Annotated in this window: 10 protein-coding genes; all 10 read right to left on the bottom strand. The window is 44.8% G+C overall.

All coding sequences use genetic code 11. The annotated features are described in order from the left end of the window. Positions 1–398 precede the first annotated feature (398 nt). The gene (locus AC58QC_RS13045) at positions 399–2,246 is read right to left on the bottom strand and encodes an ABC transporter ATP-binding protein (RefSeq protein WP_497415583.1); all 1,848 of its coding nucleotides are present in this window, start codon (positions 2,244–2,246) and stop codon (positions 399–401) included. After that, entirely contained in the window at positions 2,243–4,084 is a 1,842-nt protein-coding gene (locus tag AC58QC_RS13050; protein WP_497415584.1) for an ABC transporter ATP-binding protein, read from the bottom strand. The genes AC58QC_RS13045 and AC58QC_RS13050 overlap by 4 nt, the downstream gene beginning before the upstream one ends. A gap of 263 nt (positions 4,085–4,347) precedes the next feature. Then, entirely contained in the window at positions 4,348–8,061 is a 3,714-nt protein-coding gene (locus AC58QC_RS13055) for a dynamin family protein (RefSeq protein ID WP_497415585.1), read from the bottom strand. A gap of 86 nt (positions 8,062–8,147) precedes the next feature. Then, on the bottom strand, positions 8,148–8,423 hold the full coding sequence (locus tag AC58QC_RS13060; RefSeq protein ID WP_028554377.1) for a hypothetical protein: 276 nt from the start codon (positions 8,421–8,423) through the stop codon (positions 8,148–8,150). Between the two features lie 25 nt (positions 8,424–8,448). Beyond that, entirely contained in the window at positions 8,449–9,120 is a 672-nt protein-coding gene (gene nth, locus AC58QC_RS13065; protein ID WP_497415586.1) for an endonuclease III, read from the bottom strand. A 195-nt stretch (positions 9,121–9,315) separates the two neighbouring features. After that, the gene (locus tag AC58QC_RS13070; protein WP_497415587.1) at positions 9,316–12,042 is read right to left on the bottom strand and encodes an S-layer homology domain-containing protein; all 2,727 of its coding nucleotides are present in this window, start codon (positions 12,040–12,042) and stop codon (positions 9,316–9,318) included. A gap of 30 nt (positions 12,043–12,072) precedes the next feature. Continuing rightward, positions 12,073–12,657, bottom strand: a complete 585-nt coding sequence (locus tag AC58QC_RS13075) for a GerMN domain-containing protein (protein WP_497415588.1) — start codon at positions 12,655–12,657, stop codon at positions 12,073–12,075. A gap of 67 nt (positions 12,658–12,724) precedes the next feature. Further along, positions 12,725–14,161, bottom strand: coding sequence for an N-acetylmuramoyl-L-alanine amidase family protein (locus AC58QC_RS13080; protein WP_497415589.1), 1,437 nt, complete (start codon positions 14,159–14,161; stop codon positions 12,725–12,727). A 281-nt stretch (positions 14,162–14,442) separates the two neighbouring features. Then, positions 14,443–15,048, bottom strand: coding sequence for a 3-isopropylmalate dehydratase small subunit (gene leuD, locus AC58QC_RS13085; protein WP_497415590.1), 606 nt, complete (start codon positions 15,046–15,048; stop codon positions 14,443–14,445). 70 nt (positions 15,049–15,118) lie between these two features. Beyond that, the gene (gene leuC / locus AC58QC_RS13090; protein WP_497415591.1) at positions 15,119–16,540 is read right to left on the bottom strand and encodes a 3-isopropylmalate dehydratase large subunit; all 1,422 of its coding nucleotides are present in this window, start codon (positions 16,538–16,540) and stop codon (positions 15,119–15,121) included. Positions 16,541–16,592 lie beyond the last annotated feature (52 nt).

Genomic DNA, 16,592 nt, shown 5'->3' on the forward strand with positions numbered 1-16,592 from the left:
AGAATGTGTGGAATGGCTCAATAAGGGCGATAGTTGGTTTTGATAATTCTACTTATTTGCACCATTGGTTAAATACACTGTATGAGTTCAAAATAGGTGAAAATTTCTGGTTTCATTGGATTTATCCAGTTGAATTCTAATAAATCCACTCCGAAAGCACATACATTTTAATGTTGAATGGATTGATCCAATCAAACTCAATTAATAACTGCTTTTTTTAGCAATCTAATGGATTTTTCCAATGAGGCAGAGACTCCTGTGTTTCAGGGATTCACTGAGGGCAGGTAATAGCCCCAAAAATTGCCGAATCGTTGGCAAGCTACCGTCTCCCCCATCCTCCAAAAAATAAAAGCTGCCCAACCACACTCAGGTGGTTAAGCAGCTCTCTTCCAAGATACCTACACAGCATCCTGCAAAAATTTATATTGGGCTTGGATCAAGCCGTAGTAGATCTTTTGTTCTTTCATGAGCTCATCATGATTGCCGATTTCCATCATACGACCGTGATCAAGCACGACGATTTTGTCCGCATTACGAATCGTAGATAGGCGATGCGCCACGATAAAGGACGTACGACCCGCCAGGAGTGTCTTGAGTGCCTCTTGGATTTTCAGCTCCGTATCTGTGTCAATACTTGCTGTCGCTTCATCCAGAATGAGCACACGCGGATTGGCTAGCAGCGCTCTAGCGAAGGAAATCAATTGGCGCTGCCCCATCGACAGAACATTACCGCGCTCTTGCACTTCTGTATCGTAGCCATTTGGCAACTGTGCAATAAAATCATGCGCATGAACAGCTTTCGCAACCTGCTCAATCTCATCGTCTGTGGCGTCTAAACGTCCAAAGCGTATGTTATCACGAATCGTGCCCGAGAAAATAAATGTATCTTGCAGCACGACACCGATTTGGGATCGCAGACTTTGTATCGTGACTTCACTGATGTTATGACCATCAATCTCAATACGGCCCTGATTGGGGTCATAGAAGCGACAAAGTAAATTCATGATTGTACTCTTCCCAGATCCGGTATGACCGACTAATGCGATAGATTGACCCGCTGATACATCCAAATTGATACCATTCAACGCAGGACGTCCAGGCTCATACTCGAAAACAAGATCCTTGAACTTCACATTCCCTTGCACGTGAGGTAAATCTTTCGCGCCCTCGATTTCAGCCACAGTCGGCTTCTCATCGATAAATTCAAAAATCCGCTCAGCCGAAGCCATCGCAATCAAAAGCTGTGAGTACATCTGCCCTAATCGCGTAATCGGCTCCCAGAAATACCCGATGTACGTAGCGAATGCAACAAGTAAACCAACGGTGATTTCTTCCTTTTGAATCAAATGCGCACCTAACCAGAACAAGATACAATAACCAATCGCACCCGTAATTTCGATAAGCGGACCAAACGATTGATTCAGCATCGAAGCGCGGTTCCACGACAATCGATTGGTCATATTCATCTTCGTGAAAAACTGAATATTCTCTTTCTCCTGTGTATACGCCTGTGTAACACGAATCCCTTGAATACACTCATTTAAATGGGCATTTAAGCGGGATTGCTTCATGGTTACGTCCTGCCATGAGCGGCGAATTTTGGTCCGAAGCTTCGTCGATATCATAAACATAATCGGAACCGTTACAATAATCGAAGCACCTAATTTAAAATTAAACGACAACAAAATAATGATGATACCGACCAGTTGAACAACATCGATCAATAAGTTGACGACACCGTTCGTAAATAAATCTTGCAACGAATTTACATAGTTCGTGACACGAACGAGCACAGACCCGGCAGGTCTCGTATCAAAGAAACGAAATGAAAGCTTCTGAATATGACTAAAGAGGTCATGACGCAGATCATAAATAACACGCTGCCCGATCATATTCGTATATTTGATACGAAATGTATTGGCTAGCCATTGAATCAAATACACACCGAGCATGATACCAACAATAAGTACAAGTAAGCTCGTATCCTTAGGAATAATGGCATTGTCAATGGCTTTACTGATGAGTAGTGGAACTGTCAATTTCGTAATCGCGCCTAAAAGCATCATGACAATGATAATCGGCAGCAATTGTTTTCGATAAGGCTTCATATAACTAAACAAGCGTTTTAATTGGCCCCAGTCAAAAGGCTTTTCGATCAACTCATCATCTTGATAAACGAATCGATGACCTGTTTGAGAATCTGGATTTGGTGAAGCTGCCTCAGCTTGCTTCGATGGATTACTCAATTTGACAACCTTCTTTCTGGCGTAGAGGCATGGAATATTGGTGCATCTACGGAGTCTGCCGCAATCCCCTCTTCACGGGCAACCGCTGCTTGATTCTTTGCAGTTTGGTTTTGCGGTCCATCTGAATATTGAATGTCATACGTTTGACGGTATAAACCATCCTGCTGTAATAGCTCTTGATGCGTACCTCTTTGAATAATTCGCCCTTTATCAAGTACAATAATTTCATCCGCGTGCTTCAAAGAGGAGATCCGATGTGCAATGATAAACGTCGTTCGACCTGCCATAACTTCTCCAAAGCCAGCTTGAATCTCATGCTCTGTTTCCATATCCACCGCACTTGTGGCATCGTCTAACACGAGAATTTTCGGATCTTTGATCAAGGCTCTAGCAATCGCAATCCGCTGCTTTTGTCCACCGGACAGTCCCAGTCCACGTTCACCTACAAGCGTGTCGTAGCCTTCAGGCAGTTCCGAAATGAAGTCATGCGCTTTGGCTAATTTTGCTGCACGGATAATCTCGTCCATCGTGACATCCTTGCGACCATAAGCGATATTGTTACGGATTGTGGATGAAAATAAGAACGTTTCTTGGAAAACTGTTGAAATTTGGCTGCGGTAGCTTTCAAGCTGTAAGGAACGAATATCTTTTCCATCCAGCATAACTTTGCCTTCTTTTACGTTATAAGCTCTCATTAAAAGTGAAATTACGGTTGTTTTGCCCGAGCCTGTGCTTCCTAAGAGTCCAATCACGGAGCCTGGAGGCGCATCCAATGTAAAATCATATAAGGCCGGTTGTTTTTCGGGATAAGCGAAAGTCACATGATCAAATCGGATATGCCCGTCGACCTTGGTCAGGGCTGCAGCGTTTTCGCTATCTTTGACATGCATGTAGTGATGAAGAACATCAAGAATTTTTTCGCCAGATGCTTTGGTTTGCGTAAAGTTATTAATGTGAAAGCCTAGTCCCCACATCGGCCCAATTATGTACCAAATAAGACTAAAGCAGGCTACCAATTCACCTAGTGAAATTGTTTCGTTTATGACCATGTAGCCGCCAGCGCCGAGTAAAATGACGACACTCAAGTTCGCAAGAATCTCCATGATCGGAAAATACTTCGCCCAAATCCCAGACGATCCAATATTCATGGATTTGTAATCTTCATTGCGTGCTGCAAACTTGGATACCTCATGCGGTTCGCGAGCAAAAGATTTAACGGTTCGGACACCCGTAATATTTTCTTGTACAGCCGTCGTCATCGTACTTAGGGACTGACGCACCATCCTGAAAGCTGGGTGAATTTTGCCCTCAAAGCGTACTGCCGTAAATGCCAGAAATGGCATTGTAATCATCGTAAGTAAAGCTAGCTTCCAGTTGATGGAGAACATCATGCCCATTCCAAAAACGAGCATCAACATGACATTCAGGAGTTGAGCAAAGCCAAAGCCAATAAATTGGCGAATCGCTTCCAAATCAGCTGTCAACCTGGACATCAAGTCTCCTGTTCTTGCTTGATCGTAGTACTGGAACGACAGATACTGCAGCTTGTTATAAAGCGCATTCCGTAAGTGGAAAGCAACACGGTTTCCTAGGCGACCCCCGCATAAACCATGCAAAAACTGGAACATCCCCTTCATTGAAACGACAACAACAACGATGAGTGCCAGTCGCGGCACAAGACCAAATTGTTTCTTGGTGATAACTTCGTCAATCAAATACCGAAGTAAATTGGGGTACACCAAGCCGAGCGCGGTAGCGATTGCAAGACATGCAATAGCTCCAAAAAACAGTTTTTTCTCTGGCCAAAAATATGGCTTCAGTTGCCTGAATACATCCACTTTGGGCCCTCCTTAAAAGGATAGATTTGAAACGCTTGTAATGTGTGAACACTTTATGAATCTTAACACCATCACTATATGTGAGCAATTCGAGGATACTTGGATTTAAACGCTTAAATAGGCATAAATTCACAAAATCGTGTAGTAATCCCCCCTATTCTTTTAAATCATCGGAATAACCGCCAATGAAAGCCTTTACATGAGCAAACCAAAAAAAGGGGCAACTAAGTTCCACAGAACCTAGTCCCCCTTTTGTTTAATGACTAAACAAATGCCTTCAACTGATGCTGTTTGGATATGAGTTCATCCAAATCAATCTTCATTTGGAGTGCATCGCGAAGCCCTTCTGCGTGTTCTTTGACCTGCTGCTCCATGATCGATTTCTGAGCAGCTAGCCAATTTTCCAATTGGATACCATAAGCTTGTTCAAGCTGGGCCGTTTGCCCCTCAATAAACGCAACTACTGGCGCATTGATCCGATTCTCCAATTCAGCTCTCAGCTTGCTTTTACCATCACCTTCGAAAAATTGCTTCGCATTCTTAAAATAACTCTGAAGCAGCTTCAAGCTCACTTCCGATGCTTCAAGCTTCGTCGTCACCTCAGGTGTCACAAAGGTATTGGGCTCGTAGGAAGCCTTCTCAAAGCCTTCTAACAGCAAGCTCAGCTCCTCGCCCCAGCGATTCATCCGTTTGGTACTGATAAGATTCATCCGATTCTCAACACGAAGTGTGGTAGCTAGAACTTCTTGTGATAGATCATGCCCAATCATACGCAGCAGCTCATTCCATGCAAATTGGAGTGCTCCTTTCGGATCTTTGGCTTCATCTCGGAACGTAGATGGATTGAATGCGAAATTATACAGCTCGCCAAATCGATACATCGTGCGTTGTTTGACGTAATACATCAACTCTTGAATTTCTTTCTTCAATTCCTTCTGCTCTGCATCATACCGGGTATCATCAAGCAGATCTAAGCCCTGCTGCTCCGACTCATCCAGCATGATCAACTGCAGCCTACGCTCTTCCTCACCTGATTGTGCACGCTCCAACCACTTCTGCATGGTCCCAATCGCACGATGTAGCTCTAAATTAGCCGAATGAATAGCCACATCACTGAGCTCGTTCAAGGTAAACTGGACAAATTGCTGCTCAAATGGCTGTATACCGGATTGTGCGATTAGGCTTTCGTTGCCGTTGATTTTACCTTCAGCCGCCAAATAACTGGAAATCGGATAAATGCGCGGATGACGAATACCATGCTGCACTAAATTCGTTTCCACGTGCTGTACGACACCAGCTAACTCCTCCGAGCTTGCCGCCAAATCAGATGCATTCACGATGAAAAACATTTTATCCATTTCAAAGCTATCCTTGACGCGGCCAAGCTGCAGCAGAAACTCGCGATCTGCCTGGGAGAAAGCATGGTTATAGTAAGTTACGAAAAGGATGGCGTCTGCATTTTTGATATAGTTAAAAGCAACACCCGTGTGGCGAGCGTTAATGGAATCTGCCCCTGGTGTATCAACGAAAATGATACCTTGATCCGTCAGTGGATTCGAATAATATAATTCAATAAATTCTACAAAACAGGACTTGTGTTCTTCCGCCACATAACCTGAGAATTCTTCCTTCGTGATTCGGAGCTCAGTACCCAAATTACCTGAGGCTGCTTCCCATCCTTTTTCTACGGCTTTCAGGAAAGAAAAATGTGGTTTTCCTTTAGCCGTCACATCAGCAGGTGAAAGCTGACCTATCCGCTTAAGAGCGGATGACATATCGTTTGCCTCAACACCTAGGATTTGAAGCGAATAGAGGACATCCTCCAGGATGGCGTCCGCTTTCTTCATCTTAACCTTGGCTGTGCCATGCGGCCATCCTGCCGTCGGCGGCATGATCTTGTTGATCGCCGCCGTCGTCGGGTTCGGCGACACCGGCAACACCCGTTCGCCAATCAACGCATTGGCGAACGAAGACTTGCCGGCGCTGAACGCGCCGAACAGCGCAATCGTGAACGTCCGCTGCCGCAGACGTTCCGCTTTCTCGCGCATGGAGCGCGCGAGCGACCTCATCGACGGCAGCCCGTCGATGAGGCTTGAGGCCGCCTGCAAGTCAGCGGCCTTGCGCTCCATGCGCTTGCCGTGTTCACCCGTGGTGAACACTGATGACAACTGTGAGACAGCAGCTGGCTCCGTAGGAGCCGCGTCGTCAGTGCCCGCAGCAGCCGACACTGCTATCGCGGCGGCCTGCAGGATCGTATCCATGGAGGTCACGTGCAGGTTAGCCCCGCTCAGCGGGGCTGCTGCCGGCTCCTCCATGGCCGTGAACTGCTGCGCATCCGGCAGCGCCGGCGCAGACGGTCTTTCCCAGCTGGCCATGCGCAGCAGCTGGGTCTCTGCCGCCGCCTCGGCTTCCTCGAGGCGGGCAAGCTCGCGGCAGGCGCTCAGCCGGCCGCTCAGGGCTTCAAGCTCAGCCGCTAGCGCAGCGGCGGCTGTACGTGAGCTATCGCGGACAGAATCCGCGATGAGGTCGATCACCGCAAACGCCAGTTTGCGGTACTGCAGCCTCAGCTCGCCAGCTAGCTGCTTCATGTAGTTCAGCGTGTACTCGCCGCCAAAAGACGCACCAGTATTCACCTGGGACGCAATCAAGGCGCCAGTTACTTCAACCTTCAGCGCTTCAATTTGTGCGATCAGCGCAGTGTCATGCTGGCCTTGCTCATTCGCAGCTTTTTTCAGTGCATCCCGCAAGTGCCAATCCAGCTGCGCTTCCACTTGCTCAGCCAAATCCGTTTGAAACGCTGTCAGCCGTTTCTCTTGCTCCGCAGCGGTCTGTGCCGCGCGGTTGAAAAATCCAACCTTAAAACCTGGCTTACGGCTTTCCAAGTAGGCGTTCGCATAATCCCGCGTTAAGGCAGGTGTTATATTAGCATTCTCTATAATGGCGCCAACATCTTTACGAAGTTCGGTAGTTAACTCGTCAGGCAAGTTTTTCAATCCAGTAAGCTCAGCTTGTTTGGCATTTGCAAGTGCTTGAACTTCCTCGACGTCACCTTCCTGGCTGATCGATTCCAGTAATTCCGCCTTTTGCGGTTCATGCTGCTCTGCCTGCCATTTGCTATGCTCAGCTGCCAAATAACGCGCAGAAGCGTCTATACTATAGCTGCGCAAGGTATCTCCGTGCTCAATAAGACGGCTCAAGAGCCATTGCAGCTTGGCGTACTCATTATGCGGATGAGCGGGCTCCTTCATCGTTACGAACAGTAAATCATCCGGCTCAATACCCCAATTTAAGAAAGCTTGCTTCGTTCCCGATTGATACTGTTCGAAAGGAAGCTCCCATTCCTTATGTTTATCGATCATATTGACAACCAAATAGAGCGGTTTACCCCACTCCTTCATTTTCTTCGTAAAAGCAAGATTCACTTCGGATTGCACATGATTATAGTCCATGACATAGAAGACCACATCAGCTAGATGTAAAGCTGATTCGGTGGATTGATGATGCGCATCATCCGTGGAATCAATACCCGGGGTATCTAACAAGGCTGTATCATCGCCAAGAAATGAAATCGGATACGTGATTTCTACCTTTTCGATATCCGTTCCATTCACACAATAAGCCTCAAGCTCGCTGAGTGGAATGGTCGTCGTTTTCCCTTGCGGGTTGAGCTTACCTTCCTGACTACGATGTGTCACATGCGCACCTGGCTGACCATTTCGAATGCTAACAATATTAGCACTTGTCGGAATAGGACTGGAAGGTAACAAGGCATGCCCACAAAGCTGATTAATGAGCGTTGATTTACCAGCAGAGAAATGCCCGCAGAACGCAATGTTCATGCGTCCACTATCGAGCTTATCCAGCAATTGCCCCATCTTCGTGGCATTATCTTGATCTCCTGCATGCGCAAGGACTTGCTGCATCTTCTTTAGCGCATCCGGCATGACCGCGATGCTTCTAACTACCAATTGCGTCATTCGTTCATTACGCTCCTCTACAATTCATTCTAAGGTATGCATTCCATGTCTACAGAAAAAAAATCTCCCAAAGGGAGATTCTGGACTTACGTGAGGGCAATTTTTTCTTTTTCCGGAAGGAAAATTTCAAAAACGTCACGATGTTGAAGAATCGTAATATCCGAATCCTTCACTTTCATCACGACAACCTCGGATTTTGTTTTCATTTTGTCTATGTAATTCTGAGGAACCTCACCGGATTCACTGACAGTTACACCTTCAATGACTTTTTCCTCATTATCGGCTAGTGGTGTGTTGATAACCTGCTCATAAATATCGGAGAACAATTCGAAGCTATTGGTATACACGGCGATGCATTTCATTTCAATCCCATCCTTTGTCTGCAATTCATTTGTTTGTAATAGTTTTCCTAGTTAGCTTTGGTTTCATACGTTTCTTTCCCTCGCGGCAGTTGTCCAATAACGGACATAACGTGCAATTGGGGTTTTGTGCCTTACAGTGATATCGACCAAAGAATATCAATCGATGATGTGTTTGCGTCCATTCGTCTCGTGGTACTTTCTTCATGAGCTTCTTTTCAACTTCAAGTACGGAATCATCCCAGCCGACAAGTCCTAAACGCTTGGAGACTCGTTCCACATGCGTGTCTACCGCAATAGCCGGTACGCCGAAAGCGTTCGAAACAACGACATTAGCTGTCTTACGTCCAACGCCAGGCAATTCAACCAATTGCTCATGCTTCTCAGGAATTTCACCACCGAACTTGTCCAGTAGCAATTGACACAGCTTATGAATATGACTAGCCTTGTTTCGAAATAGTCCGATCCTTCGGATATCTTGCTCCAATTCCTCTAACGGAACAGCCAGATAGTCTTCGGGACGTTTGTACTTCTCGAACAAGTCTTTGGTAACCTTATTCACGGTTTCATCCGTACACTGGGCTGATAGCAATACAGCAATCGTTAATTCAAATGGATTACTGTGGTTCAACTCACAATGAGCATCCGGATATAGTTCACCGATGGTATCCAGAATATGTCTTACTGTCTTCTGTGTCATAGCTGATCTTCCTTAGGGTCGTAATATTCTCCAGTTTAGCGAATTGTAAGGGCAGAATCAATCCTTGAAAGCGTCAAAATGCGAACATTTTCTAAAAAATAAACATTTTTTTTTGAAATTTAGAAAAAAACCGCCTGATTGAGAAGATTTGCTTCTCAAATACAGACGGATGTCCTCTAACTTTTGTTCAAAGTTCTACTTTTCAATCTCAACAATTTTATCGTCAAGGATGTAGAGCGTCAGTTTATCGCCAGTAACAAAAGTTGTTGGCTGCACAATGGAGGAACCAGTATGCAAGTAAGCTCTTGGAAACAGGGTATAAGCAGTCCGATCGCCAGCACCAGCAGCTTTCACGTTGATTTGGCTCAACGACGCGCTATATTGATCAAATTCGCGTTTAGAAGCTACAGCAACTTGGATAAGCAATTTATCATTGACATCCTTCATCAATTGAACACGGTCCCCTACTTTGATCGAGGAGAAGCTCCAATCCACGCCGCCATTTAGCTTTACACTATAGTTAGTACCTGCGTTAATCACTTGACTTTTCCCTGTGAAATCTTGAACCGTCAAGCTTGTGCCTGTTGCGTTCACGGCTGTTACTTTACCACGGATCGGCGTGACCAGCTCGGCTTTCGTTATTGTTAGCCCTTTGAAGCTCAATTTCACATAATCGTCAATCGCCAGGTCAGCGAACGCCGCACTACTTCCATCGGCTTTCACAAGAGGAACCCCGTCTAAAGAGATGGTATAGTTGGTATTCGATCCATCCATCAACGTAGCTTGCTTAAGATTGGAATTAGTTAAAAGGGTTTTAAAAACGGCCGTTTTGCTTGTGACGATTTTGGTTACTGTCGTTTGATCAAAGCTAAGAAGCAGACTTACATTATCCCCCACTTTTAAATCAGCAATCGTACTGTTCGGCTTATTTGCAAGTTCAACGATTGGTGTGAAATTCAGTTTAAATGTTAAGTTTTGTCCACTATCCGTTTTCAATGTAATATCGTTGGTCAGTAAATTCAATTGGGTTAACACGCCATCCAACTGAGTAGACATTTGAATACTCAAAACCTTTTTATTAGAAACAAGAACATCTACATATTTACCTGCCGTAAATATACTATTAAAGGAACTAAAAGGCAATTTGTTGCCAGCATACATAATCGATATTCCATCATTTAAAATATAAGCATTTGGGTTTCCAGCATTATCTGTAACGGTTAAAATTTTAGATGAGTCCTTATAGTCAATAATTTTCGCAAAATAAACATTCTCAATCGAGCGATTCGTGACTGTAATCGTTGTAACTTTATTATTTAGAACATCCAACTTCAATTGATCGCCAGCGGCCAAATCATAAATGCTCGCATTGGCTAGGCCATTAATTACAACACGTGTATTATTACTTAATTCAAAAGCATCTACCGTCTTGCCAGATGATTTATTAATCAAAATCGTGGATTGATCGTCCGTAAATTGTTTGAACGTTCCTTCCACACTCGTTCCAACATCCGCTTGCTTTTTAACAATAATCTTGACAATTTCACTATTCTTTACGGTGTATTCTACTGTATCGCCAACATGAATCGCATCCACATTGATTAACGTGTTATCAGCAAGCGTGGCGATTAAATTGCTCGAGAAGCCGAATGTCTCTGGCTCACCTGAAGCTGGCACAAGTAACGTCATTTGCATCGCATCTTTATTCAACGTTTGAATATCACCGATCGCTGTTTTGTTCACAGGAATTTGTTTAACTACAATCGACGTATATTTGTCACTCTCAACAAGCTGACTTTTCCGAATTTGGATTGTGCTGCCCGCAACGATCTCACCCAAGCTTAGACCACGTCCATCGCTATCTGTTACAGTAACATCTGATGCTAAATCGTAGCTTTCAAAATCGTCCAGGGTTGCTTTCATCGTTGTCAGGTTAAGCTTTAACAATTGCCCCTCATGTACGTCCATATGCAGCTCATCACTTAGAATTTCAACATAATAAGCGGTACCGTTCACTTGAACGAGCGATATTTCATATGTTTCTTGCAATTCTTTTGGCGAAATAGCAACATCATCTTGGTTTCCGAAAAATACGGTATTAGGCGATATCTTATATGTACTTGTATTTCCGTCTTTATCCATAAGACCAATACTGCCGCTTGTTAAACTGGTCAAATAGCCCTTCTTAGCACGCTCAGGCAAAGTAAGCGAATCCTTTTGAGAACGACTTAGGAAAGCTGCCATTTGCGCACGTGTTACAGCGCCTTTCGGTTGAAAAGAACCATTCTCGAACCCATTTACGACTTTCAAAGCTACTGCTGCATTAATGAAACCTAATGCACTGCTGCTGATCTGTGCGTTGTCGGTAAATGAAGTTGCATTCTTAGATAAGCTATCTGCCAACGAGGCTTTCCCGATGGCACGAATGACGACTTCAGCCACCCATTCTCTTGTTGCTTTTTGTTGTCCCCAAATGCCAACTGCCTTCGTACCTTGGCTTCGCAATTTTTCTTGCTCGGTTGAGATTAAGCCCTTCTGCAGCGCAAGAGACACATAGTTACGTGCGTATTTATCAACTAACATGAAATCAGGGAAAACCGTTTCAGACGCTAACGTATTCACTTCCGTTTGCAAACCCATCATCCGTGTAGCCATAATTAATACATCTTGCTGAGTTACAGAAGTCTCCGGTGAATAGATACCGTCCGCTACCCCTTCAATAACTCCCTCCAAGGCAAGCTTGGAGATGTGACGAATTCCCCAGTAATCGCTGCTCACATCCGAAAAGGACAGTCGAACATTTGAATTGGTGGATGTGGTTGAAGGTGTTGGATTTGCGGGTGCTGCAAGCACTGGCGTGCCTGCTAGACTTGTGATGATCAAAGAGCTTACGATAGCACTCGCCAATTTCTTATTTTTCATATTGAATTTAAACTCCTCTACGATTGCTATTTAGTTAGGTCGTTTAATTGGGTATGGAAGCTCCAGATGTCCCATTAAACTATCTACTTGCTTACCATCTTTAAGTACATACAAGGTTTTTACTTCTGGGAATTGGAAGATGGTTTTCTTTAACGCTTGTACAAATAACTCTTCTCCCGGAGCACCCAATTGCGTCTTGGGACCAAATGCCAAATCAAGCTTCATTTCACCTTTGGCCGCATCAAACTTCACACTTGTGAATTTCAAATCGTCAAATAACGGGATCGCTTTGGGATCTTCACTTTTTTGTAGAGCCTTGAGCGCAGCCTCATATGCGTCAGAATCCTTCTCTACGCTGATTGTTACCACTTTTTCTACCAGCTTCATTTCATCTTGATCACTGTAATAGGCCTTTACCTGCAGCTGCTTAAGCGGTGCACTTGTGGGCTTCGGTGTTATTGTTTGCGTAGAAGTTGTTGCAATCGGTGTAGAAGTAGCTTGCGGTGCCGTTGGAGCGGCTCCTGTTAGTTGACTTTTCTGGCCACAGGCCGTTACGGACAACGTGATGGCACTTACAAGGAGCGCTCCTTGAAATAGGCGACTTGTTTTGTTCATCTTTTTCACTCCTTAGCGTTATGCCTAGACATGTAGCCTAGTTTGTTCCGCTTCACATTCTCATTGCTTAATTAAGATTCAAATATTCCTTAATTGCAGCAACAAGAGAAGCAGCTAATTTGTCCTGGAATGCCTCTTTGTACATAGCGGATTCATCATTCTTATTGGACAAGTAACCAACTTCAAGCAAGACAGCAGGCATCGAGGTTTTGGTGATAACGCGAAAGTCACCCTCGCGAACCTTACGATCATTAAATCCTGTAGCTGGAACAGCATACTTATGGATAACATTGGCGAAAGCTAAGCTTTCCGGCCTGTTATAGTATGTTTCCGTTCCGGATACCGTTGCCTTTGCGCTATTCCCATGGATCGATAAGAATAGGTCCGCTGAGATATCATTTGCAAAAGAAACTCGATCATCTAATGGGATGAAGGTATCATCTGAGCGCGTCATCAGGACGTGAATTCGCTTATCTTTTACTAATAGCGCCTCTACCTTCTTCGCTGTTGCGAGTGTAAACTCCTTCTCGTGCCTACCTGTTATGGAAAGCGCACCAGGATCGTTATCTCCGTGACCGGCATCGATGATGACGGTTAACTTTCGCTCACCGATCGCAGCCCTCCACTGATTGGGAAGCTTTGATGTCTGAACTTGGTAGTCTGCTTGGCTGGTCAAATCCAGTATAATTCTTACCGTTGCCGGATTATCGTTGAAATTCGAGAAACGCACTTTGGAAACAAGCGGTTGCTTGGATGGCAGTTCAGCGGAATTCTTAACAAGCAATTTCTGCAGCGAGTCATCCAGAGTCGTGTTTGGGAAATCAAAAACTAGGCGTGAAGGATTGGATAAAGTTAACACCTTCGGAGTTAAGGTCCCATCCTTCGCAATGACAGTTAAGTCGGTTTCTGATAGCTCAATAGAAGTGATCACACGTGTCGAAGGGTCGGGAGTGGTTGAACCTGTGCCTGTTGTCGGCTTCGTTCCCGGAGGCTTCGTCTCTGGATTCGCCGTATTTCCATCAGGAACCACAACATCAATGGGACCTGACACTGGTTTTGAGTCGGAATCATCTTTTTTGAACATATGAACGGAAGAAGTAGCTCCTTCCCACTTAAATTCAATTCCTAGTACCTCTCCAATGAATCGCAGTGGCAGCATGGTAGAGCCATTTTCAATCTTAGGACCTACGTCTAATACTTCTTTCTTTCCATTAATCAGTGCTGTCGTCGTATCAATAACTAATTGAATATTGATATTATCCTTCTTTATCGTGACTTTCCGGGTAGCTTCCTCCCAAGTCACGATGGCGCCAATTTGTTCCACAATAATTCGCAATGGGACAATCGTAGTGCCATTAATGATTCGCGGCTGAACATCGACAGTTTCCAGCTGCTTCTCATTCATAAAAAGCTTAATCGGCTTTGGAGCTTCAGCACCTAAAGCCGTAGTTGGCAGCAGCAACAGACAAGCGAGCAAAAACAAACAAAATGCAGGAAATTTCATCATTCACCTCTATGTAATGTCGGAATTGGGGGATGTAACAACGCAGCCATACAGCCAACTCTATCAATCTAGCAGCTTTCTTAATATTATAGCAAAATTAACCTATTCCTGACAGCACAACCTCCTCTTCTTCGACATTCTAGTAAACTATTAGACGTAGCAAACTGCCAAAAGTTGCATATTCTTTCCTCCTAATATGCAAAAAATGAGAAAACTTTGCTTCTGCGGAAGCAAAAAAAAAGACGCATCCCCATTCAGGGGATGCGCCTTCTAGCATTAGCTTATTTGTAAGCTAAACGCTTTTGGTGAGCTTGCTCATACGCTGTGATTTTCGCTTCATGCTGAAGCGTCAATCCGATGTCATCCAAGCCTTGCAGCAAGAATTGACGACGGTGCTCATCCAAGTCGAATTGGATCTCAAGTCCGTACTCATCAGTCAGCTTGTTGTTCTCAAGATCAACATTCAGCTTGTAGCCTTCGTGCTTCGCCGTACGTTGGAACAGATCCTCAACTTGCTCTTCCGACAATTTGATTGGCAGAATGCTGTTTTTGAAGCAGTTGTTGTAGAAAATGTCTGCATAGGAAGGCGCGATGATGACGCGGAATCCGAAATCTTGAATCGCCCAAGGAGCATGCTCACGTGAGGATCCGCAACCGAAATTCGCTCTGGAAATCAGAACGGAAGCTCCTTGATAACGGTCTTGATTCAGCGGGAAATTCTCAATCACGTTACCTGCTTCGTCCCATCTCCATTCGAAGAAAAGGAATTGTCCGAAACCGGAACGCTCAATTCGTTTAAGAAATTGCTTAGGGATAATTGCGTCTGTATCCACGTTTACACGATCAACAGGACCTACTAGACCTGTATGTTGTTTGAAAGCTTCCATGTTCTCATTCTCCTTAAAGTTTTGCTACAGCAAAACTAGCTTCGTAAGATTTGCTTTATTCAGCCCAAAACTAAGCTTGTTGGTATTCTTTAATTTCCCAATCACGCACATCGTAGAAGTGACCTTTGATTGCTGCAGCAACAGCCATTGCCGGTGATACAAGATGCGTACGTCCGCCGCGGCCTTGACGACCTTCAAAGTTACGGTTGGAAGTAGATGCACAACGTTGTCCTGGTTGAAGAACGTCAGGGTTCATCGCCAAACACATACTACAGCCTGCATCGCGCCATTCGAATCCAGCTTCGGAGAAGATTTTGTCCAAGCCTTCTTTTTCAGCTTGAATTTTGACACGACCTGAACCCGGAACGACGATTGCCGTAACACTTGGATCTACCGTGTAGCCTTGTGCAATTTTAGCCGCTGCACGAAGATCTTCGATACGTCCATTTGTACAAGAACCGATAAATACATAATCTACTTTCAGATCTGTCATTGGCGTTCCTGGTGTTAAATCCATATATTCAAGCGCTTTTTCAGCAGCTTTACGTTCATTTTCAGTTTCAAAACTTTGTGGATCTGGAACTAATGCAGTAATACTTGTCCCCATGCCCGGGCTTGTTCCCCAGGTTACTTGCGGGATCAACGTGTCTGCGTCGAACTCCAATACCCAGTCATACGTAGCGCCTTCGTCTGTGACTAGATTGGACCATTCTGCTACTGCTGCATCGAAATCAGCACCTTGAGGTACATATTCACGACCACGCAGGTAGTTGAAAGTAGTAGCATCCGGAGCAATTAGACCTGCTCTTGCGCCACCTTCAATGGACATGTTACAAACCGTCATACGCTCTTCCATAGACAGACCACGAATAGCTTCGCCGGTGTACTCAATAACATAACCTGTTGCAAAATCAGTCCCATACTTCGCAATGACGCCAAGAATCAAGTCTTTTGCCGTAACGCCCGGCTTCAAGCTGCCATTGATACGAACTTCCAGGGATTTTGCTCTGGATTGTTGCAAGGTTTGTGTCGCCATAACGTGCTCAACTTCGCTTGTTCCGATACCGAAAGCAAGTGCACCGAAAGCACCGTGTGTTGAAGTGTGGCTATCGCCGCAAACGATCGTTTTGCCTGGGTGTGTAAGACCAAGCTCTGGACCCATTACGTGAACAACACCTTGGTCTAGACTGTCTAAGTCAAACAATGTAACGCCGAAGTCACGGCAGTTTTGTGAAAGTGTGTCGATTTGTTGCTTGGAGATCGGATCCGTAATATTGAAGCGATCTTTCGTAGGAACGTTATGATCCATTGTTGCAAAAGTTAAGTCAGGACGACGAACTTTACGACCGGAGATGCGAAGTCCTTCGAAAGCTTGCGGTGAAGTTACTTCATGTACTAGATGCAAATCAATATAAATAACGCTAGGCTTGCCATCTTCCTGGTTAATAACGTGATTATCCCAAATCTTCTCGAACATTGTCTTTTTACTCATATCCAGTCACCTCTTGTCATTATCCGCATTAGTTTTCTAATGTCTTACCCTC

The sequence above is a fragment of the Paenibacillus sp. J22P51 genome (genome assembly GCF_059692215.1).

Coding starts and splice junctions, on each gene's coding strand:
- AC58QC_RS13055 (WP_497415585.1), bottom strand. CDS start 8,061: ATGACGCAATTGGTAGTTAGAAGCATCGCGGTCATGCCGGATGCGCTA.
- AC58QC_RS13060 (WP_028554377.1), bottom strand. CDS start 8,423: ATGAAATGCATCGCCGTGTATACCAATAGCTTCGAATTGTTCTCCGAT.
- nth (WP_497415586.1), bottom strand. CDS start 9,120: ATGACACAGAAGACAGTAAGACATATTCTGGATACCATCGGTGAACTA.
- AC58QC_RS13070 (WP_497415587.1), bottom strand. CDS start 12,042: ATGAAAAATAAGAAATTGGCGAGTGCTATCGTAAGCTCTTTGATCATC.
- AC58QC_RS13075 (WP_497415588.1), bottom strand. CDS start 12,657: ATGAACAAAACAAGTCGCCTATTTCAAGGAGCGCTCCTTGTAAGTGCC.
- AC58QC_RS13080 (WP_497415589.1), bottom strand. CDS start 14,161: ATGAAATTTCCTGCATTTTGTTTGTTTTTGCTCGCTTGTCTGTTGCTG.
- leuD (WP_497415590.1), bottom strand. CDS start 15,048: ATGGAAGCTTTCAAACAACATACAGGTCTAGTAGGTCCTGTTGATCGT.
- leuC (WP_497415591.1), bottom strand. CDS start 16,540: ATGAGTAAAAAGACAATGTTCGAGAAGATTTGGGATAATCACGTTATT.